The organism is Pseudomonas sp. (genome assembly GCF_030683065.1).
Classification (GTDB): Bacteria; Pseudomonadota; Gammaproteobacteria; order Pseudomonadales; family Pseudomonadaceae; genus Aquipseudomonas.
The window spans coordinates 70,498-89,826 of the sequence record NZ_JAUXMX010000032.1 but is presented as its reverse complement, the minus strand read 5'-3'; the positions used below and the strand labels follow the sequence as shown (position 1 = coordinate 89,826).

Genomic DNA, 19,329 nt, shown 5'->3' with positions numbered 1-19,329 from the left:
AAAAGGAAATTGTCATGGCGTTTAACCTGCACAACCGCAGCCTGCTCAGCCTGATGCACCACACTACTCAGGAGTTGCACTACCTGCTGGACCTGGCCCGCGACCTCAAGCGTGCCAAATACACCGGCACCGAGCAGCAGCACCTCAAGCGCAAGAACATCGCGCTGATCTTCGAGAAAAGCTCGACCCGCACCCGCTGCGCCTTCGAGGTGGCGGCCTATGACCAGGGCGCCAACGTCACCTACATCGACCCAAGCTCCTCGCAGATCGGTCACAAGGAAACCATGAAGGACACCGCACGGGTGCTCGGGCGCATGTACGACGCCATCGAGTACCGCGGCTACCATCAGGAAATCGTCGAGGAACTGGCCGCCTTCGCCGGGGTGCCCGTGTTCAATGGCCTGACCGATGAATACCACCCCACGCAGATGCTCGCCGACGTGCTGACCATGCGCGAGCACAGTGACAAACCGCTGCACGACATCAGCTACGCCTACCTCGGTGACGCGCGCAACAACATGGGCAACTCGCTGCTATTGATCGGTGCCAAGCTCGGCATGGACGTGCGCATCGCCGCGCCCAAGGCGCTCTGGCAAGACGCGGCCCTGGTCGAACAGTGCCAGGCCTTCGCCGCAGCAAGTGGCGCACGCCTGACCCTAACCGAAGACGCCAAGGCGGCGGTTCAGGGCGTTGATTTCATCCACACCGATGTCTGGGTCTCCATGGGTGAGCCGGTCGAGGCCTGGGCCGAACGCATCCAGTTGCTCCTGCCCTATCAGGTCAACGCCGCGCTGATGGCCGCCAGCGGCAACCCGCGAACCAAGTTCATGCACTGCCTGCCGGCCCTGCATAACAGCGAGACCGCGCTGGGTAAGCAGATCGCCGGGCAATACCCGAACCTGGCGGACGGCATCGAAGTAACCGATCAGGTGTTCGAATCCCCGGCCTGCATTGCCTTCGAGCAGGCGGAGAATCGCATGCATACGATCAAGGCGGTATTGGTCGCCACCCTCGGCGATATTTGACCGGATAGCCCGCAGGCAATCCGCAAAACCGCCGCCCGGCACGCGTTTGCGCCGGGCATTGAACGGAGAACAACTATGCGTATCGTCATCGCCCTGGGTGGCAACGCCCTGCTGCGCCGCGGCGAACCCCTGAGCGCGGAGAACCAGCGCGCCAACGTACGCAGCGCCTGCGTGCAGATCGCCCGTATTGCCCCCGGCAAGCAACTGGTAATTGCCCACGGCAACGGCCCGCAAGTTGGGCTGTTGGCCTTGCAGAATGCCGCCTATGGCGCCACCGACGCCTACCCGCTGGACGTCCTTGGCGCCGAAACTGAAGGCATGATCGGCTACATGATCGAACAGGAACTGGGCAACCTGCTGCCCTTCGAGGTGCCCTTCGCCACGTTACTGACCCAGGTCGAAGTCGACCCGAGCGACCCCGCCTTTCAACACCCGAGCAAGCCGATCGGCCCGGTCTACAGCAAGGCCGAAGCCAAACGCCTGGCCAGCGAGAAAGGCTGGAGTATCGCCGCCGATGGCGATCAGTATCGCCGGGTGGTCGCCAGCCCCAGGCCCATGCGGATCTTCGAGATCCGCCCGATTCAATGGCTGCTGGAAAAGGGCACCGTGGTGATCTGCGCCGGTGGCGGCGGTATCCCCACCGTCTACGACGAAAACCGCAAACTCAAGGGCATCGAAGCGGTGATCGACAAGGACCTCTGCTCGGCGCTGCTGGCCGAACAACTGGACGCCGACCTGCTGGTGATCGCCACCGACGTTAACGCGGCGTTCGTCGACTGGGGCCTGCCCAGCCAGAAGGCCATTGCCCAGGCCCATCCAGACGCACTGGAGACGCTGTCCTTTGCCGCGGGGTCCATGGGGCCGAAGGTGCAAGCTGCCTGCGAATTTGCCCGGCATACCGGCAAGGCCGCAGTGATCGGTGCGCTGGAGGATATCGAGGGAATTGTGCAAGGCACGGCGGGTACACGGATCAGCGTTGCTGCCGAGGGGATTCAGTACCGTTGAAGTGAACCCCGGGGTTATCCACCCGCTTCTGATATGTAGCCCGGATGCAATCCGGGGAGCGGTGTCGGCCGTGGGATCTTCCCCCGGATTTCATCCGGGCTACAAAAGCGCAGCAGCATCGCCTGTCGGCCGCTGCGCTCGGCGCCAACCTACAGGCCAGCGGCTACGCCACCTTGCCGTTTGCTGCGATGGCCTTGGCCTGTTCGCGCAGCACGAACTTCTGCACCTTGCCGGTGGAGGTTTTCGGCAGGGCGGTGAACACCACACAACCGGGCACCTTGAAGCGCGCCATGCGTTGCTGGCAGAAGGCAATCACCTCAGCCGCCGTCAGCTCGACACCCGGCTTGGGGGTGACGAAGGCGCACGGGGTTTCGCCCCATTTGTCGCTGGGCATGGCGACTACCGCGGCCTCAAGAATCTGCGGATGGCGGTAGAGCACATCTTCCACCTCGATCGAGGAGATGTTCTCGCCACCAGAAATGATGATGTCCTTGGAGCGATCCTTGATCTCGACGTAACCGTCGGCATGCCACACCGCCAGGTCGCCAGAATGGAACCAGCCACCAGCAAAGCACTCGGCAGTGGCGGTGGGGTTCTTCAGGTAGCCCTTCATCACCACGTTGCCACGCATCATGATCTCGCCGATGGTCTGACCGTCCTTGGGCACCGGCTCCAGGCTGTCCGGATCTGCCACCATCAGGCCGTCGAGCAATGGCGCACGCACACCCTGGCGGGACTTGAGGCGCGCCCGCTGCTCAGGGGTTTCGCTGTCCCACTCGCTTTTCCACTCACAGGCCACGCTGGGGCCGTAGGTTTCGGTCAGGCCGTAGACGTGGGTGACGCGGAATTCCATGGCTTCCATGGCCTCGATCACCGCTGCAGGTGGCGCGGCGCCGGCGGTCAGCACCTTGACTGGACAGGTCTTCAGCGCCTTCAGGTCATCGGCGGCATTGGCCAGCATATTCAGCACAATCGGCGCGCCACAGAAGTGGTCGACCGCGTGCTCGGCGATCAGCGGGTAGATGGCTTCGGCGCGCACATGGCGCAGGCACACGTTGACCCCGACATAGGCTGCCAGCGCCCAGGGGAAGCACCAGCCGTTGCAGTGAAACATCGGCAGCGTCCACAGGTACACCGGGAAGCGGCTCATGTCCCAACACATGGCGTTGGACAGGGCATTCAGGTGCGCGCCGCGGTGGTGGTAAACCACGCCCTTGGGGTTACCGGTGGTGCCGGAGGTGTAGTTGAGCGAGATCGCCTGCCACTCGTCGGCGGGCATCTGCCAGGCATAGTCGGCGTCACCTTCAGCCAGCAGCGCCTCGTAGTCGAACTGGCCGATCAGTTGGCCATCCTGATATTCCGGGTCGTCGATACCGATGATCAGCGGACGATTGGGCAGGTGGCTGGTGGCGCGCTGCACCAACTCGCCGAACTCCTTGTCGACCAGCAGCACCTTGGCTTCGCCATGCTGCAGGATGAAGGCGATGGCCTCGGCATCCAGCCGGGTGTTGATGGCATTCAGCACCGCACCGCACATGGGCACGCCGAAGTGCGCTTCGAACATCGCCGGGCCGTTCGGCGCGATCACCGCCACCGTGTCGCCCAGACCGATGCCGCGCTGGGCCAGAGCCGAGGCCAGGCGAATACAGCGGCTGTAGGTTTCACCCCAGGTCTGGCGCAAACGACCGTTGATCAGCGCAGTGCGCTGCGGATAGACGCTCCCCGCGCGCTCAAGAAAGCTCAGCGGGCTAAGCGCCTGAAAGTTCGCCGCATCGCGCGGCATGCCATATTCGTAGGGGTTGAGGCTGTGCATTATTGTTCTCCAGCAAGACCTTGGGCTGCGCAAACGTTAGCAGGAGTATGGCCTTGCCGAAGCGCGACCTTGGTCGAAGCAGTGACTCACGGGTCAGAAATCACGTCAGCATAGTCATCCGAACAATCGAGCCACTGCTCGCCCCATTGAATGTTCCCGTGTTTATGGGTTCCCAGGCGAGCGACAAGCAGGTATTGCTTAATCTGAGCTTGTCCGGCGTTTTTATTTGAAGGAGTTTCCGCGTGAAGTCTCGCTTACCCGTGATTGTTGGTTTTGGTGGTTATAACGCAGCCGGACGCAGCTCCTTTCACCACAGCTTCCGCCGCACCGTCATCGAATCGATGGACACCCGCGCGCGCCAGGAAACCCTCGCCGGCCTGGCCGTGATGATGAAGCTGGTGCAGGTAATCAATGGCCGCTACCAGCGTGACGACGGCACGCTGCTGAGCCTGGCCGATATCGACAGTCACTTTGCCGAACAGATCCTCGCCTCGACCCTGGTGCGCCGCATCGAAAAACAGCACCTGGATGTCGACGCGGCCCATTGGCAGAAGAACATCAGCGTCAGCGGCGTGCCCGGCACCGCGCTGAGCTTCATCAGCAACCGCAAGCAACTGCCCGAGCCACTGCCGGCCAACTGGGCGGTGGAGGAACTCAACGCCACCGAGGTGCGTGTCACCCTGCACGACAGCTGCGATTTCAAGGTCGACAGCTACCGCGCCCTGCCGGTGAAATCCGCCGGGCAACTGCCCAGCGGTTTCGAACCGAGCGAACATTACAACTCGCGTTTCCACCCACGCGGCCTGAGCATGGCGATTGTTGGGGTGACCGACGCCCTGCGCTCGACCGGCCTACCCTGGCAATCGATTGTCGACCGGGTGCAACCGGATGAAGTGGCAGTATTCGCCAGCTGCATCATGAGCCAGCTCGACGAAAACGGCTTCGGCGGCATGATGCAATCGCGCCTCAAGGGCGGCCGGGTCACCGCCAAGCAGCTGGCCCTGGGCCTCAACAGCATGCCGGCGGATTTCATCAATGCCTACGTGCTCGGCAGCGTCGGCAGCACCGGCAGCATCACCGGCGCCTGCGCCACCTTCCTCTACAACCTGCAGAAGGGCATCGAGCAGATCACCGCGGGCAAGGCCCGGGTGGTGATCGTCGGCAGCAGCGAAGCGCCGATCAACCAGGAATGCATCGAGGGTTACGGTGCCATGGGCGCGCTGGCCACCGAAGAAGGCCTGCGCCAGATCGAAGGCAAAGCGCAGTTGGCCCAAGGCGAGGTGAACTTCCGCCGCGCCAGCCGACCGTTTGGTGACAACTGCGGCTTCACCCTGGCCGAAGCCTGCCAGTTCGTGGTGCTGATGGACGACGAACTGGCCCTGGAGCTGGGCGCCGACATCCACGGCGCAGTGCCGGATGTATTCGTCAACGCCGATGGCTTCAAAAAATCCATTTCCGCCCCCGGCCCCGGCAATTACCTGACCGTGTCCAAGGCAGTGGCCAGCGCTGTGCAACTGCTTGGCATCGAGGCCGTGCGCCAGCGCAGCTTCGTGCATGCCCACGGCTCCAGCACCCCGGCCAACCGCACCACAGAGTCCGAGCTACTGGATCGCATCGCCGCCGCTTTCGCCATCGAACAGTGGCCAGTAACCGCGGCCAAGGCCTTCGTCGGCCACTCCCTGGCCACCGCCAGCGGCGATCAGGTGATCTCTGCCCTCGGCAGTTTCAAGTACGGCGTCATCCCCGGGATCAAGACCATCGATGCGGTCGCCGACGACGTCCACCAGCAGCACCTGAGCTTCGCCACCACGGATCGCCAGCGTGAGCCGCAGCAGCTCGATGTGTGCTTCATCAACTCCAAGGGCTTTGGCGGCAACAACGCCAGCGCCGTGGTGCTGGCGCCCCACGTGGTCGAGCGGATGCTGCGCAAGCGCCACGGCGCCGAGGCCTTCGATGCCTACTGCAGCCGCCGCGAACAAACCCGCGCCGCCGCCCGCGCCTATGACGAACAGGCCATGCAGGGTCAGCTGGACATCATCTACAACTTCGGCCGCGACCTGATCGACGACAAAGCCATCGAGTTGGGTACCGAGCAGATCAAGGTACCGGGCTTTGCCCAGCCGCTGGTGTTCAAGAAGGATGAGCGCTTCAGCGATATGCTCGACTGAGCGCGGCGCTATCCCCGTAGGGTGCGCCATGCGCACCGGCTGTTGTGCTGCGGGCCTTGGTGCGCGCGGCCTAGGCGGCCCGTGCACCCTACGAGACTCGCCAGTACGTAGCCCTGATGCAATCCGGGGGCTCTGGCAACGATTTTCCCGGATTGCATCAGGGCTACCGATCAATCCAGCGCGCGGGCCAGCTGGATCAGTTCGGCGCGCCATTCGACCGCAACCGGCAAGGCGAGGAAGGATGGATTGAGCAAGGATTCACGCGCTTCATAGGTCAGCACTTCGCCCTTGAGGGTCAGCACCTCGCCGCCGGCGCCTTCCAGCACGCCCTGGGCGGCGGCGGTGTCCCACTGCGAGGTCGGCGCCAGGCGCGGGTAGCAATCGGCAATGCCTTCGGCCAGCTGGCAGAACTTCAGCGAGCTACCGACGCTGGCTAGCTGCAGGTCGCCGAAGCGTTCGCTCAGGCCCTCCAGCAGGCGCTCCTGGGCCGGGCTGCTGTGACGCCGGCTGGCGACCACGGTAAAGGCTTCGTCCGGGAGCAGGCGCACGCTGATCGGCTGCTCCGTACCATCGGCTTCGGCGCGCCAGGCGCCCAGGCCAGCGCCGCCGGAGTAGCAGCGACCATTGGCCGGAATCCCGACCACGCCAAACACCACCCGGCCATGCTCGATCAGCGCGACGTTGACGGTGAACTCTTCACTGCCGGCGATAAATTCCTTGGTGCCATCCAGCGGATCGACCAACCACCAGCGACTCCATTGCGCACGCTCGCCGAAGGCGATATCGGCGTCCTCCTCGGACAGCACCGGGATACTCGGGTCGAGTGCAATCAGGCCGTCATTGAGGATGTGATGGGCGGCCATGTCGGCGGCGGTCACTGGTGACGCATCGGCCTTCTCGGTCACCAGCACACCAGCGCGCCAATGCGGCAGAATCGCCGCGCCGGCCTCGCGCACCAACTGGATGACCGCTGGAATCAGGGGATGGCTCATAGGACGAAGTCTCCGCGCTGGGTCAGCAGATCGCGCGCCAGGTAGAGCGCGGCCAGGGCCCGGCCCTCGCTGAATTGTGGGTGCTGAACCAGGCTGGAGAGTTCGCGCAGGTTGACCCTGTCGACCCGCATCGGCTCCGGTTCGTCGCCGGGCAGGCTTTCCGGGTATAGGTCCGAAGCCAGCACCACTTGAATTTTCTGGCTCATATAGCCGGGTGACAAGCTCAACTCGGTCAGAAGTTCGAGTCGCCGCGCGCCGAACCCGGCTTCTTCCTTGAGCTCGCGGTCAGCCGCTGCCAGCACGTCCTCACCCGGTTCGATCAGCCCCTTGGGCAGCGACAGCTGGTAGTCGTCGGTGCCGGCGCAGTATTCCTCGACCAGCAGCACATGCTCGGCATCGGCCAGCGCCACTATCATCACTGCACCGTAACCGACGCCCTTACCGACCAGGCGCTCGTAGGTCCGTTCCACCCCGTTGGCGAAGCGCAGCTGCAGCTCCTCGACTCGAAACAGACGACTGCTGGCGACGATCTCGCGGGCGAGTACGGTGGGTTTCTGACGCATGGGGCGGCTCCTGAGAGTGGCGTGGCGAGTTATCATACCCTGCCTTTTCCGATTAGCCCCGTCGGAGATTGCGCGATCACGACCTCGGTCGGCAGATTCGCGACAACCTCCGCAATCAGCCTACAAGAAGCCACCATGCCGTCACTGCCCTGGACCGAGATCGACACCGTACTGCTGGACATGGACGGCACGTTGCTCGACCTGCACTTCGACAATCACTTCTGGCTAGAGCACCTGCCGCAGCGCTATGCCGAGCTACACGGGATCAGCCGCGCGCTGGCCGACGCCGAGTTGCTGCCGCTGTTCCATGCCCATGCCGGCCAGCTCAACTGGTACTGCACGGATTTCTGGAGCCGCGAGCTGAACCTGTCGATCCGTGACCTCAAGCGCGAGGTGGCCCACCTGATCGCCCTGCGTCCGGACGCCGATACCTTTCTCGCTGCCGTGCGTGCCGCCGGCAAGCGCGTGGTGCTGATCACCAACGCCCACCGCGACTCGCTGTCGCTGAAACTGGAAAGGATCGAACTGGCGCCCTACTTCGACCGTCTGATCAGCTCCCACGACTACGGTTTCCCCAAGGAAGCCCAGCAATTCTGGTTCGCCCTGCAACAGGACATCAGCTTCGAGCCGGCGCGCAGCCTGTTTATCGATGACAGCCTGCCGATCCTGCGCAGCGCCCGCGACTTCGGGGTCGGCCACCTGCTGGCGGTGCACCAGCCGGACAGTCGCAAAGGCCCCAAGGACAGCGAGGAATTCGCTGCGGTGGAGGATTACCGCGATCTGCTGCCCTGAGCGGCCCGCGTGAAAACGACCTGCCAGTATCCACGCTCGGCATCGCGTCAATCCTCATTAGACGCCTGCGCCCGGCGGGCTTAGGCTAGGCCAATATGCCGTATTAAGAGACGCCAGCCATGTCACGCGCCGCACTAACGCCTCCCGCAGCCCAGGCCTCCGACGCGCACACGCATGCGGGCGAGGTCTATGCCTACGCCGAACTGGGCACGCCGAGCGTGGTGGCCGATGCCGTACTGGCCGAAGAGTGCGCGCTGGCCATCAGCTACAACGGCATCAGCCATGCGGTAATGATGGTCTCGCCCTCGACGGTGGAAGACTTTATCGCCGGTTTCAGCCTGAGCGGCGGTCTGGTCGACTCGATCGACGAGATCTACGACATCCGCCTCACGCGCAGCGGCGCTGCCCTGAACGCCGAGGTAGAGATCAGCAACCGCGCGTTCTGGGCGCTCAAGCAGCAGCGGCGACAGCTGGCCGGCACCAGTGGCTGTGGCCTGTGCGGGGTGGAAGCACTGGAGCAGGCCCTGCCCAAGCTCGCGGTATTGCCGACCCACGCCCTTCCGCCAGCCGCCCACCTGCATGCGCTGCGCGATCGCCTCGCCGAAGCACAACGTCTGGCTCGCCACAGCGGCGCACTGCACGCCGCTGCCTTCGTCGATGGCAGCGGCGCGCTACGCCTGTGCCGCGAGGACATCGGTCGCCATAACGCCCTGGACAAGCTGATCGGCGCCCTGCTGCGCGAGCAATTGGAACCTTGCCAGGGCTTCGCCGTGGTCACCAGCCGCTGCAGCCTGGAGCTGATCCACAAGGCCGTGCGCGCCGGCATCGGCACCCTGGTCAGCCTCTCCGCCCCCACCGACCTGGCGACGGACTGGGCTCGTCGCCATTGCCTCAACCTGATCCACCTGCCGCACCGTAGCGCACCACGGGTCTACAGCCCGGCGCCGCTGCAAGCAAAGACAGAAACCAGTCAGTAGGACGGTGCAGCGATTCGCTCCACGGTTACCTGCATATGCAGCAACTCAACCGGATCGCCGAACTGCGTGTAGATGGCCACGTCGGCCGCATCGCGACCGTAGGCGACTGCAATCCTGCCGCCTTGCTCATTATCCTGGGTTGGATCAAAGGTGTACCAGCGCCCGCCTACGTAGGCCTCGAACCAGGCATGCAGGTCCATCGGCTGCAGGTTTTCCAGGTAGCCCACGACCATGCGCGCCGGGATCGACAGCGCTCGACAGCAGGCAATGCCCAGATGCGCCATGTCACGGCAGACAGCCTGTGACCGCTCGTTGACCTCGCAAGCACTGATAATTTGCTGGCCCGCTCCGGGCGTATAGGCAATGGTCCGGCGAATATAGTCCACGATCGCGCTGCATTGATCGTACCCCGGCAGTCGTCCGGCAACGATAGACGCGGCCAGCTGGGTGCAGCGATCAGACTCGCAGAAGCGACTCGGCAGCAGGAATGGCAGGGTTTCTTCAGGTAACTGTTGCACCTCGACAAAGTAAGCGCCGGGCGCGGTATCAGAGGCTTCGGCTGCTTCGACATCAAATGAGGTGTGGACCGCGAATCGCCCGGCCGGCGCGACCAGGCGCTGGCAAAGGTTGCCAAACGGATCGGTGAACTCAACCGCCGATACGCTGGGCATTAACAGGTATTGTTCGCGACCGACCCACTGCTGCCAGCCACTGCGTGGGCGCAGCATGAAGATAAACGGCGTCGCAACCGAGCTATTGAATTCAAGTAAGCAGGTGGCGCGCATCCACATAGAAGCCCTATAGCGTTGCAGAATGGTTATGGGGCTGCGCCAAGCAGTCCCAGTGAGAGAGGCGAGCGATTTGAGCGCGGTGCTGGGACCACCCCACCGCGATAACGGTGCTGTTCAACCTTGCTATCGCCCTTTAAGCCCTTGCCGCTTCTTGCCCTGTCACAGGGACGCGTTGAGGGAGATATTCGGTAGGAATGAAAGCCAACCCAGGCAGCTGGAGCAAGTACGCCGGTCGACTCTAATCAGAAACTATGCCATTCGAGCGGACGCTGTCTATGGCGAATGGGTAAAGCGCTGGATCCACTTGCATTGCTAGCGCCGCTAGCATCGATCAGCCAGCATCCGCTGCGGGTGACTTCGACCACCACTGCGGCTAGCTCGTAATGGGAAAAGGCAGCGTTCTATTGAACTAAGCCCCCTCTGATTGAGAAACAACCATAGGGGCTTATCTTCGCCTCGACGTACTCGCCGCGCGTGCGTTGATCCCCGCCGCGCTGCTCAGAACAACAAGCCCGCGTGATGCGTTACGTCTGACCACGGTCGCGCGCCGGACAGTGAATCAGGCGCTCTTAGGCAGCGGTTCGATCTGCTGACGCAGACCCTGCAACGCCTCCAGGGCGAAGGCGCTGAGGTCTTCGCCAGCGGTGGCGTCGATGTGTGCGTAGAGCGCGATGCGCATTTGCGGGTCCCATTGTTTCTTCAGGTGCAGGGCGAAATCCGTACGCGCCTGCTCGAGGTTGGGCTGCGATGCGAAGAAGGCGCCGATCTGGTTGGCCATCTTGATCAGTTGCGTGGTGTTCATGCCCATGGACGTGCTCCGCTGATTAATCGGCATGCCGCGTAGGTTGAGCCTGACCGCGCTGGATCGGTCGGGCCGCGATCGGTCGGGCCACGTCTGGTCGGGCCGCGATCGGTCGGGCCACGTTTGGTCGGGCGGCGTTCGCTCAGGCCGCGAGCGGTGACAACCGAACGGCTGGTGCGCACGGCGCACCCTACGAGCCGGGGAATGATTGCGAGCGGTCTCACAGCTGCACCACCTTGATCTGCGGCAGCAGGTCGAGTTGCTCGCTGGTAAAGGCCTGGAACTCATCCTGCCACTGTGAAGGCGTTTCAACCTTACTGATCTGCACCGCAGTGACCTTGTACTCGGGGCAGTTGGTGGCCCAATCCGAGTTGTCGGTAGTGATCACGTTGGCACCGGACTCCGGGTGGTGGAAGGTGGTGTAGACAATCCCAGGCTGAACCCGCTCGGTGATGGTCGCACGCATCGCCGTCTCGCCGGCACGGCTGTTGATCGACACCCAGTCGCCGTCGTTGATTCCACGGTCCTCGGCATCCACCGGGTGAATCTCCAGGCGATCCTCGGTATGCCAGGCGACGTTGGCGGTACGTCGAGTCTGCGCGCCGACGTTGTACTGCGAGAGAATCCGCCCGGTGGTGAGGATCAGCGGACGCTTGCGCGAAGTGCGCTCCTCGGTGGCGATGTACTCGGTAACCATGAAGCGCCCCTTGCCGCGCACGAAGGCATCCTCGTGCATGATCGGCGTACCTTCCGGCGCGGCGTCGTTGCACGGCCACTGGATACTGCCCAGGCGCTCGAGCTTGGCATAGCTGACCCCGGTGAAAGTCGGCGTCAGGCTGGCGATTTCGTCCATGATCTGCGACGGGTGCGTGTAGTTCATCGGGTAACCGAGGGCGTTGGACAGCGCCATGGTCACTTCCCAGTCTTCCTTGCCGGCCAGGGCTGGCATCACCTTGCGCACCGGCGAGATACGCCGCTCGGCATTGGTGAAGGTGCCGTTCTTCTCCAGGAAGGAGGCGCCGGGCAGGAACACATGGGCGAACTTGGCGGTTTCGTTGAGGAACAGGTCCTGCACCACCACACACTCCATGGCCTTGAGCGCGTCAGTGACGTGCTGGGTATCCGGATCGGACTGCGCCGGGTCCTCGCCCTGGATGTAAATGCCCTTGAAGGTGCCGGCATGCGCGGCCGCCAGCATGTTAGGAATGCGCAGGCCCGGCTCGTCGAGCAGGCTGACGCCCCAGGATTGCTCGAACTGCGCCCGCGCCAGCGGATCGGAGACATGCCGGTAGCCAGGCAGCTCGTGAGGGAAGGAACCCATGTCGCAGGAACCCTGCACGTTGTTCTGCCCGCGCAGCGGGTTGACGCCGACGCCGGCGCGGCCGATGTTGCCGGTGGCCATGGCCAGGTTGGCGATCGCCATCACGGTCGAGGAACCCTGGCTGTGTTCGGTCACGCCCAGGCCGTAGTAGATCGCGGCGTTACCGCCGGTGGCGTAGAGACGCGCGGCGGCGCGCACCGTGGTGGCTGGCACGCCGGTCAACTCGGCCATGGCCTCGGGGCTGTGCCGCGATTCGGCGACAAAGCTGCGCCATTGCTCGAAGGCTTCACCCTCGCAGCGCTCGGCGACGAAGGCCTCGTCCACCAGATTTTCAGTGACGATGACATGGGCCAGGCTGTTGAGCAGGGCAACGTTGCTGCCCGGGCGCAGTTGCAGGTGATGGTCGGCCTTGACGTGCGGGCCGCGCACCAGGTCGATGCCGCGCGGATCGGCGACGATCAGCTTGGCGCCCTCGCGCAGACGACGCTTGAGCTGCGAGCCGAATACCGGGTGGCCGTCGGTGGGGTTGGCACCAATCACCAGCACCACGTCGGCGGAAAGCACCGAGTCGAAGTCCTGGGTACCCGCGGATTCGCCGAGGGTGACCTTGAGGCCGTAGCCGGTCGGCGAATGACAGACCCGCGCACAGGTGTCGACGTTGTTGTTGCCGAAGGCGGCGCGCACCAGCTTCTGAACCAGGTAGGCCTCTTCGTTGGTGCAGCGCGATGAAGTCAGGCCGCCGACCGAGTCGCGGCCGTACTGCGCCTGAATGTCCTTGAAGCGCTTGGCGGTATAGGTGATCGCCTCGTCCCAGCTGACCGTGCGCCAGGCGTCATGGATGCTCTCGCGGATCATCGGCGCGGCAATGCGATCAGGGTGGGTGGCGTAGCCCCAGGCAAAGCGGCCCTTGACGCAGGAGTGGCCGTGGTTGGCGTGGCCATCCTTGTTCGGCACCATGCGCACCACTTCATTGCCCTTGATCTCGGCCTTGAACGAGCAGCCAACACCGCAATAGGCGCAGGTGGTGGTCACGCTGCGTTCGGCCTGGCCCATCTCGATCACCGACTTTTCCATCAGCGTGGCGGTCGGGCAGGCCTGCACGCAGGCGCCGCAGGACACGCACTCGGAATCGAGGAAGTCCTCGTTCTGCCCGGCACTGACCTGCGAATCGAAGCCACGGCCGGTGATGGTCAGGGCGAAGGTGCCCTGCACTTCTTCACAGGCGCGCACGCAGCGGTTGCAGACGATGCACTTGGCCGGGTCGAAGGTGAAATAGGGGTTGGATTCGTCCTTGGCCTCGGCCAGGTGGGTCTTCACCGGGTCGTAGCGCACTTCGCGCAGGCCAACCACGCCGGCCATGTCCTGCAGCTCGCAGTTGCCGTTGGCCGAACAAGTCAGGCAGTCCAGCGGGTGATCGGAGATGTACAGCTCCATGGTGCCGCGGCGCAGCTCGGCGAGTTTCGGGCTTTGCGTGCGCACCTTCATCCCGGCTTCCACCGGAGTGGTGCAGGACGCCGGGAAGCCGCGCCGGCCTTCGATTTCCACCACGCACAGGCGGCACGAGCCGAAGGGTTCCAGGCTGTCGCTGGCGCACAGTTTGGGCACCGCAATGCCGGCCTCTTGCGCGGCGCGCATCAGCGAGGTGCCGGCCGGCACACTGATCGCCTGGCCGTCGATTTCCACGGTTACCGGGGCGCCGGTACGGGCCGGGGTGCCATAGTCGAGTTCACGAAACAGGGCCATGTCGGTGTCTCCGGTTCAGCGGGCTGCGGCGCTGTCTTTCGACATGCCGAAGTCTTCGGGAAAGTGATTGAGGGCGCTCAGCACCGGGTAAGGCGTCATGCCGCCGAGGGCGCACAGCGAACCGCCGAGCATGGTGTCGCACAGACTCTTGAGCAGTTCGATGCGACCCGGCTGCGGGCCTTCGGAACGGGCGACGATGATCTGTTCGAGCAACTCCTCGCCACGGGTCGAGCCGATCCGGCAGGGCGTGCACTTGCCGCAGGATTCGATCGCGCAGAACTCCATGGCGTAGCGCGCCATATGCGCCAGGTCGACGGTGTCGTCGAACACCACGATGCCGCCGTGGCCAAGCACCGCACCGAGGGCGGCGAAAGCCTCGTAATCCAGCGGCGTGTCGAATTGCGATTCCGGCAGGTAGGCACCGAGCGGGCCACCGACCTGTACCGCACGGATCGGCCGACCCGTGGCCGAGCCGCCGCCGTAGTCGTAAAGCAGCTCGCGCAGGGTAATACCGAAGGCTTTCTCGATCAGGCCGCCGCGGGCGATGTTGCCGGTCAGCTGGATCGGCAGGGTGCCGAGCGAACGGCCCATGCCGAAGTCGCGGTAGTAGGCGCCGCCCTTGTCGAGAATGATCGGCACCGAGGCCAGCGAGATCACGTTGTTGATAACCGTGGGCATGCCGAACAGGCCCTCGATCGCCGGCAACGGCGGCTTGGGCCGCACTTCGCCGCGCTTGCCTTCGAGACTTTCCAGCAGCGAGGTTTCCTCACCGCAGACATAGGCGCCGGCGCCGCGGCGCAGGTGCAGATGGAAGCGCTGGCCGCTGCCGAGAATGTCGTCGCCCAGGTAACCCTCGGCATAGGCGGTGGCCATGGCAGCGGTGAGCGCCGCCTCGGCGTGCGGGTATTCAGAGCGCAGGTAGATATAGCCTTCAGTCGCACCGACGGCCAGGGCGGCGATGGTCATGCCCTCGATCAGCACGAAGGGGTCATCCTCCATCACCATGCGGTCGGAGAAGGTGCCCGAGTCGCCCTCGTCGGCGTTGCAGACGATGTACTTCTGCGCCGCCGTACAGCCGGCCACGGTGCGCCACTTGATGCCGGTGGGAAAGGCCGCACCGCCGCGTCCGCGCAGGCCGGAGTCGAGCACCTCGGCGATGATCGCCTCTGAGCCGATTGCCAGCGCGCGCGTGAGGCCGCGGTAGCCGTCGTGGGCGATATAGTCGGCCAGCGACAGCGGATCGGTGATCCCGGCGCGGGCGAAGGTCAGGCGCTCCTGGCGTTTGAGGTAGTCGATTTCTTCGGTCAGGCCGAGCGCCTGCGGGTGCTCGCCGCCGTCGAGAAAACCGGCGTCGAACAATCCGCCGACGTCACGGGCCTTGACCGGACCATAGGCAACGCGACCGGCCGGGGTGGCGACCTCGACCAGCGGCTCGAGCCAGAACAGCCCGCGCGAACCGTTGCGCACCAGGCGCACCTCGATATTGCGCGCAGCGGCCTCGGCGACGATGGCCCGGGCGACCTTGTCGGCACCCAGGCTCAGGGCGCTGGCGTCACGCGGTACGTAAACGGTGATTGGCGAACTCATAGCCGCGCCTCCTGTTCTTCTACCAAATCCAGCAGATCCTCGACGTCGACCCGGCCGTACAGCTCGCCGTTGAGCATGGCGCTCGGGGCGCAAGCGCAGTTGCCCAGGCAATACACCGCGTCCAATGTCAGGCTGCCGTCTTCACGGGTCTCGCCCAACTGCAGGCCGAGTTTGTCCTGCAGCTCAGCGGTCAGCGCCTTGGCACCCATCGATTGGCAGGCCTCGGCCTGGCACAGCTTGAGGTGCACACGCCCCGGCGCCGTGGCGCGAAAATCATGGTAGAAACTGACCACACCGTGCACTTCGGCGCGCGACAGGCAGAGGTCTTCGGCGATCATCGGCAACACCTCGGGCGGCACCGCGCCGAGACGCTCCTGAATGTCGTGAAGAATAGGCAGCAGGGCGCCTGGTTCGTCGCGATGCGCCGCTAACACCTCGCGGGTGACGGCCTGGTACTGCGGTAAGTCGGCATGCTGGGCAAGCTTAGCCATGTTCGAGGCTCCGGCCGCTGTGCGGGGTGGTGGCCGCCACTGCCCGCCGAAATTATCCGGCGAGCGATTGAGCGACCCGTCAGGCGCACAACATATGAAATTGAGTTCTTATTTGCAGGTCATGAAAACCACGGACAGCCAAGCTAACATGCAGCTACGCCGCATCAAATATGAAGCAGAGGACATATGATCCGCATCGAGATCCAACCGCGCTGGCGCTTTCACCAGACCGATGGCAGCAGCCTCGACCCGCAAGGCATGAGCCTGCTGCAAAACGTTCACGATACCGGCAAGCTGACCGAGGCCGCCGCCCGTAGCGGCTACTCCTACCGGCATGCCTGGAACCTGCTGGGCAAGTGGCAAGCCTTCTTCGGCAGCCCGTTGATCGAGCTGCAGCGCGGCAAGGGTGCACACCTGACCAGCCTCGGGGAAAAACTGTTGCGCGCCGACCAACGGATTCGCGCGCGCCTGGCGCCGCAACTGGACAACCTGGCCGGTGAGCTGGAGGTGGAACTCAACCGCGCGCTGCAGGAGACCCGCCCCGGCCTGCGCATCCATGCCAGTCATGGCTTCGCGGTGGCGGCGCTGCGCGAGTGGCTGGAACAGGACAGCCGCTGGCAGTGGGAGCTGCAGTTTCGCAGCGGGGTCGAGGCGATGCTCTCGCTGCAACGCCGCGATTGCGACCTCGCGGGCCTGCACGTACCGTCCGGGCCGCTGGGCAGCCTGAGCATGGCGCGCATCCAGCCGTGGCTGCGCGCCGAGCACCGAGTGATCACCTTCGTCGTGCGCACCCAGGGGTTGATCCTCGCCCCCGGCAACCCGCTGGGCATCGCCGGGGTGGCCGACCTGCAGCGCAGCGGTCTACGCCTGGTCAACCGCGAACAAGGCTCGGGCACGCGCATGCTGCTGGAAAGCCTGCTGCAACAAGCGCAGATCGACAGCGCCAACATCGACGGCTTCCATAACGAGGAATACACCCACGCCGCGGTAGCTGCCTTCGTTGCCAGCGGCATGGCCGATGTCGGTTTCGGCGTCGAGGCAGCGGCGCGCATGTTCGGCCTGGCCTTTATCCCCATGGCTCGCGAGCACTATTGCTTGCTCTGCCACCAGGACAGCCTGGCCCTGCCGGCCATGAGCGCCCTGCTCGAGGTGCTGCACAACCCTGAGTTCCAGGCGCGCATCGCCCAACTGCCCGGCTACGCCCTGAGCCGCCCCGGCGAGGTGCTGCCACTGGCCCAGGCGCTGGAACAGTGGAGCCGCGAGAGCCTGCTGTGATGCCTGCAAACGTCAGCCACGCCATCTGCTGAGGCGAAGGCTATGTGCCCGCCAGGTGTTGCATGCAATGGCTAGAGTGCCCCGTATACATCAGCACAGGGCTCGCGCGAGCAGGTTGGGCCGGGCGGCGTTCCGCTGAGGAGCAACGCGGCGAAGCGCAACGCGACTCGGCTTATCTCCTCGTAACAGTAAACGGGGACATAGCCAGCAAAAGCTTCGCGGACAAGTCCGCTCCCACAGGTTCACCGCCCGACGGGGTAGGAGCGGACTTGTCCGCGATAGCGTTCGTCGGAACGCCGTCGTTCTCATGAGGCAACGCGCCCGCCTCGACCTCTGCTTATCTCCTCGCACAGTTAACGGGTACAGAGCGGTTAAAAAGCCTGCAAAAACGCGCTGGCCGCCTTGGAACAACCAGCTGTGACCGCCTGAATCATTAAAAGTTCTCTATCTAAAACAGATACTTACATAACCTTTACCGAAGCGCACCGCTTGTCGGCAGACGCTTGCCAGGCCAGCGTATCGACCCCAGCATCGCCACCGACTTAACCACTGAGAGAACTTCTCCATGAAGTACATTTCGATGCTTCTACTGAGCCTCGGCTTCGCCGCAGGACAAGCAATGGCAGGCGATAACATCAAAGCTGGCGTCGGCGGCGCACTGGGCGGAGTGTTGGGCTCGGTGGTCGGCCAGCACATTGGCGGCAGCACTGGCGCGGCCATTGGCGCCGGTGTTGGCGGCGCTGCAGGCGGCTCGGTTGCCGCGCGCAACGGCAACAAAACCGAAGCTGCCATTGGCGGTGGCTTAGGCGCAGCAGGCGGCAACGTGATCGGCCAGCAAATGGGCGGTACAACTGGCGGGTTAATTGGCGCCGCGCTCGGCGGTGGTGCCGGTGGTGCCATCGGCAATAACTACGGCGATGCAAGCCGTAACGACGATCGTAATTATCGAGGCGACAGACGCCACTACCGTGACGACCGCCGCCATGGCCATCGCCACCACCACGGCAAGCGCCACAATCGCGGCTGGCACGACTAACAGGGGGAGCCGGGAGCGCTATTCGCGTTAGTTCACCACGGTGGGTCGTGGTGCGCTGAAGCGGATCACCGCTCGCCCCACTGCTTCGTAGTGTAAATAAGCGCCCGCGCAATCCGGGGCCACCTCCCAAATCCCGGCGCGTTGCGTGCCTTAACAATGATGCAGGAGCGCCCGCGCCCTGCGCCGGGGAACCAAAAGTGCTTATTCCGCTCTACATCTACACGATGTAGCAAAAAGCCACTAATCATCACTGCAGTACGCTCGCCCCTTATTCAGCAGGACTCAAACCATGCGCAATATTCTCGTAGCGTTCGCGCTCAGCGGCCTTATATCCACTCCATATGCCTTGGCTGGCGACACCGGCAAAGTCGCCATCGGCAGCGGTGTGGGTGGCGCCCTCGGCAACATTATCGGCCAGCAGGTCGGTGGTAGCACCGGCGCGGCGATTGGTGCCGGGGTTGGCGGCGCGGCCGGCGGTGTGGTTACCGCCCGCGACGGCAACAAGACCAACGCCGCCCTCGGTGGTGGTTTGGGCGCCGCAGGCGGCTCGGTGCTTGGCGGCCAAGTCGGCGGCAGCACCGGCTCGACGATAGGCGCGGGCCTCGGCGGTGCCGCTGGCGGCGCACTGGCCAACGAATACTCCGGCGGCGACCGTGACGACGGTCGGCGTCATGACCATGGCAAAAAGCATAAGAAACACAAAAAACATCGCCACCATTGAATAGCCGCGGGAGCGCCATGCGCACCTGCCGTCCAGCGTCATCGACCACAGCAACAGCAGCCGCTCACCCAGACAGGGGAGCGGCTTTTTTGTAGCCCCTATGTGTATTTGCAAGGCCTGCGATCTCGTCGGGTGGATGGGGCGCGTAGCTGATGCTTTATCCATCCACCAATTGCGATGGTGGATGAAAAAGGCGTCGCGCGTCGTACGTCACGCCGTCTGCAACC

General features: G+C 64.2%; 16 protein-coding genes. 8 read left to right on the top strand and 8 right to left on the bottom strand.

The window, feature by feature from the left end:
• The first annotated feature begins 14 nt into the window (after positions 1–14).
• Positions 15–1,025, top strand: a complete 1,011-nt coding sequence (locus Q8K09_RS10025) for an ornithine carbamoyltransferase (RefSeq protein WP_305254823.1) — start codon at positions 15–17, stop codon at positions 1,023–1,025.
• A gap of 75 nt (positions 1,026–1,100) precedes the next feature.
• The gene (gene arcC, locus Q8K09_RS10020; RefSeq protein WP_305254822.1) at positions 1,101–2,030 is read left to right on the top strand and encodes a carbamate kinase; all 930 of its coding nucleotides are present in this window, start codon (positions 1,101–1,103) and stop codon (positions 2,028–2,030) included.
• Between the two features lie 163 nt (positions 2,031–2,193).
• Here arcC and Q8K09_RS10015 read toward each other — a convergent pair whose 3' ends face one another.
• A complete protein-coding gene (locus tag Q8K09_RS10015; protein WP_305254821.1) occupies positions 2,194–3,843 on the bottom strand; it encodes an acyl-CoA synthetase in 1,650 nt (549 codons plus the stop codon).
• A 242-nt stretch (positions 3,844–4,085) separates the two neighbouring features.
• On the opposite strand from Q8K09_RS10015, the gene Q8K09_RS10010 reads away from it, so the two are divergent.
• A complete protein-coding gene (locus tag Q8K09_RS10010; RefSeq protein WP_305254820.1) occupies positions 4,086–6,011 on the top strand; it encodes a beta-ketoacyl synthase in 1,926 nt (641 codons plus the stop codon).
• A gap of 170 nt (positions 6,012–6,181) precedes the next feature.
• Here the strand turns inward: Q8K09_RS10010 and cysQ are convergent, their stop codons facing one another.
• Both cysQ and nudE read right to left on the bottom strand, forming a co-directional pair.
• The gene (gene cysQ / locus Q8K09_RS10005) at positions 6,182–7,003 is read right to left on the bottom strand and encodes a 3'(2'),5'-bisphosphate nucleotidase CysQ (protein ID WP_305254819.1); all 822 of its coding nucleotides are present in this window, start codon (positions 7,001–7,003) and stop codon (positions 6,182–6,184) included.
• Positions 7,000–7,566: an ADP compounds hydrolase NudE gene (nudE, locus tag Q8K09_RS10000; RefSeq protein ID WP_305254818.1), complete on the bottom strand. Its 567-nt coding sequence runs from the start codon at positions 7,564–7,566 to the stop codon at positions 7,000–7,002. Before nudE ends, cysQ begins: the two co-directional genes overlap by 4 nt.
• Before the next feature lie 135 nt (positions 7,567–7,701).
• Here nudE and yrfG point away from each other — a divergent pair, with 135 nt between their 5' ends.
• Positions 7,702–8,358 (top strand): GMP/IMP nucleotidase, encoded by a 657-nt coding sequence (gene yrfG, locus Q8K09_RS09995; protein WP_305254817.1) that lies wholly within the window; start codon positions 7,702–7,704, stop codon positions 8,356–8,358.
• Positions 8,359–8,477: 119 nt separating this feature from the next.
• Positions 8,478–9,335, top strand: a complete 858-nt coding sequence (gene fdhD, locus Q8K09_RS09990) for a formate dehydrogenase accessory sulfurtransferase FdhD (RefSeq protein ID WP_305254816.1) — start codon at positions 8,478–8,480, stop codon at positions 9,333–9,335.
• On the opposite strand, the gene Q8K09_RS09985 is transcribed toward fdhD, so the two are convergent.
• The 5 genes from Q8K09_RS09985 to Q8K09_RS09965 all read right to left on the bottom strand — a co-directional run bounded on the left by Q8K09_RS09985 (position 9,329) and on the right by Q8K09_RS09965 (position 16,070).
• The gene (locus Q8K09_RS09985) at positions 9,329–10,120 is read right to left on the bottom strand and encodes a transglutaminase family protein (RefSeq protein WP_305254815.1); all 792 of its coding nucleotides are present in this window, start codon (positions 10,118–10,120) and stop codon (positions 9,329–9,331) included. The genes fdhD and Q8K09_RS09985 overlap by 7 nt on opposite strands.
• A 565-nt stretch (positions 10,121–10,685) precedes the next feature.
• Positions 10,686–10,934 (bottom strand): formate dehydrogenase subunit delta, encoded by a 249-nt coding sequence (locus tag Q8K09_RS09980; protein WP_305254814.1) that lies wholly within the window; start codon positions 10,932–10,934, stop codon positions 10,686–10,688.
• A gap of 214 nt (positions 10,935–11,148) precedes the next feature.
• Positions 11,149–13,992: a formate dehydrogenase subunit alpha gene (fdhF, locus tag Q8K09_RS09975; RefSeq protein WP_305254813.1), complete on the bottom strand. Its 2,844-nt coding sequence runs from the start codon at positions 13,990–13,992 to the stop codon at positions 11,149–11,151.
• Between the two features lie 15 nt (positions 13,993–14,007).
• The gene (locus tag Q8K09_RS09970) at positions 14,008–15,579 is read right to left on the bottom strand and encodes an NADH-quinone oxidoreductase subunit NuoF (RefSeq protein ID WP_305254812.1); all 1,572 of its coding nucleotides are present in this window, start codon (positions 15,577–15,579) and stop codon (positions 14,008–14,010) included.
• Positions 15,576–16,070: a formate dehydrogenase subunit gamma gene (locus tag Q8K09_RS09965; RefSeq protein WP_305254811.1), complete on the bottom strand. Its 495-nt coding sequence runs from the start codon at positions 16,068–16,070 to the stop codon at positions 15,576–15,578. The genes Q8K09_RS09970 and Q8K09_RS09965 overlap by 4 nt, the downstream gene beginning before the upstream one ends.
• 186 nt (positions 16,071–16,256) lie before the next feature.
• Here Q8K09_RS09965 and Q8K09_RS09960 point away from each other — a divergent pair, with 186 nt between their 5' ends.
• From Q8K09_RS09960 to Q8K09_RS09950, 3 genes are all read left to right on the top strand, one after another.
• Positions 16,257–17,345 (top strand): substrate-binding domain-containing protein, encoded by a 1,089-nt coding sequence (locus Q8K09_RS09960; RefSeq protein ID WP_305254810.1) that lies wholly within the window; start codon positions 16,257–16,259, stop codon positions 17,343–17,345.
• Between the two features lie 565 nt (positions 17,346–17,910).
• Positions 17,911–18,381 (top strand): hypothetical protein, encoded by a 471-nt coding sequence (locus Q8K09_RS09955; protein ID WP_305254809.1) that lies wholly within the window; start codon positions 17,911–17,913, stop codon positions 18,379–18,381.
• Between the two features lie 289 nt (positions 18,382–18,670).
• Positions 18,671–19,102, top strand: coding sequence for a glycine zipper domain-containing protein (locus Q8K09_RS09950; protein WP_305254808.1), 432 nt, complete (start codon positions 18,671–18,673; stop codon positions 19,100–19,102).
• Positions 19,103–19,329 lie beyond the last annotated feature (227 nt).

What these genes read in the sequence shown, in the direction of transcription:
- Q8K09_RS10025 (WP_305254823.1), top strand. Translation starts at nt 15, where the DNA reads ATGGCGTTTAACCTGCACAACCGCAGCCTGCTCAGCCTGATGCACCAC.
- Q8K09_RS09950 (WP_305254808.1), top strand. Translation starts at nt 18,671, where the DNA reads ATGCGCAATATTCTCGTAGCGTTCGCGCTCAGCGGCCTTATATCCACT.
- Q8K09_RS09985 (WP_305254815.1), bottom strand. Translation starts at nt 10,120, where the DNA reads ATGCGCGCCACCTGCTTACTTGAATTCAATAGCTCGGTTGCGACGCCG.
- Q8K09_RS09955 (WP_305254809.1), top strand. Translation starts at nt 17,911, where the DNA reads ATGAAGTACATTTCGATGCTTCTACTGAGCCTCGGCTTCGCCGCAGGA.
- nudE (WP_305254818.1), bottom strand. Translation starts at nt 7,566, where the DNA reads ATGCGTCAGAAACCCACCGTACTCGCCCGCGAGATCGTCGCCAGCAGT.
- Q8K09_RS10015 (WP_305254821.1), bottom strand. Translation starts at nt 3,843, where the DNA reads ATGCACAGCCTCAACCCCTACGAATATGGCATGCCGCGCGATGCGGCG.
- fdhF (WP_305254813.1), bottom strand. Translation starts at nt 13,992, where the DNA reads ATGGCCCTGTTTCGTGAACTCGACTATGGCACCCCGGCCCGTACCGGC.
- Q8K09_RS09960 (WP_305254810.1), top strand. Translation starts at nt 16,257, where the DNA reads ATGATCCGCATCGAGATCCAACCGCGCTGGCGCTTTCACCAGACCGAT.
- fdhD (WP_305254816.1), top strand. Translation starts at nt 8,478, where the DNA reads ATGTCACGCGCCGCACTAACGCCTCCCGCAGCCCAGGCCTCCGACGCG.
- Q8K09_RS09965 (WP_305254811.1), bottom strand. Translation starts at nt 16,070, where the DNA reads ATGGCTAAGCTTGCCCAGCATGCCGACTTACCGCAGTACCAGGCCGTC.
- arcC (WP_305254822.1), top strand. Translation starts at nt 1,101, where the DNA reads ATGCGTATCGTCATCGCCCTGGGTGGCAACGCCCTGCTGCGCCGCGGC.
- yrfG (WP_305254817.1), top strand. Translation starts at nt 7,702, where the DNA reads ATGCCGTCACTGCCCTGGACCGAGATCGACACCGTACTGCTGGACATG.
- Q8K09_RS09970 (WP_305254812.1), bottom strand. Translation starts at nt 15,579, where the DNA reads ATGAGTTCGCCAATCACCGTTTACGTACCGCGTGACGCCAGCGCCCTG.
- cysQ (WP_305254819.1), bottom strand. Translation starts at nt 7,003, where the DNA reads ATGAGCCATCCCCTGATTCCAGCGGTCATCCAGTTGGTGCGCGAGGCC.
- Q8K09_RS09980 (WP_305254814.1), bottom strand. Translation starts at nt 10,934, where the DNA reads ATGGGCATGAACACCACGCAACTGATCAAGATGGCCAACCAGATCGGC.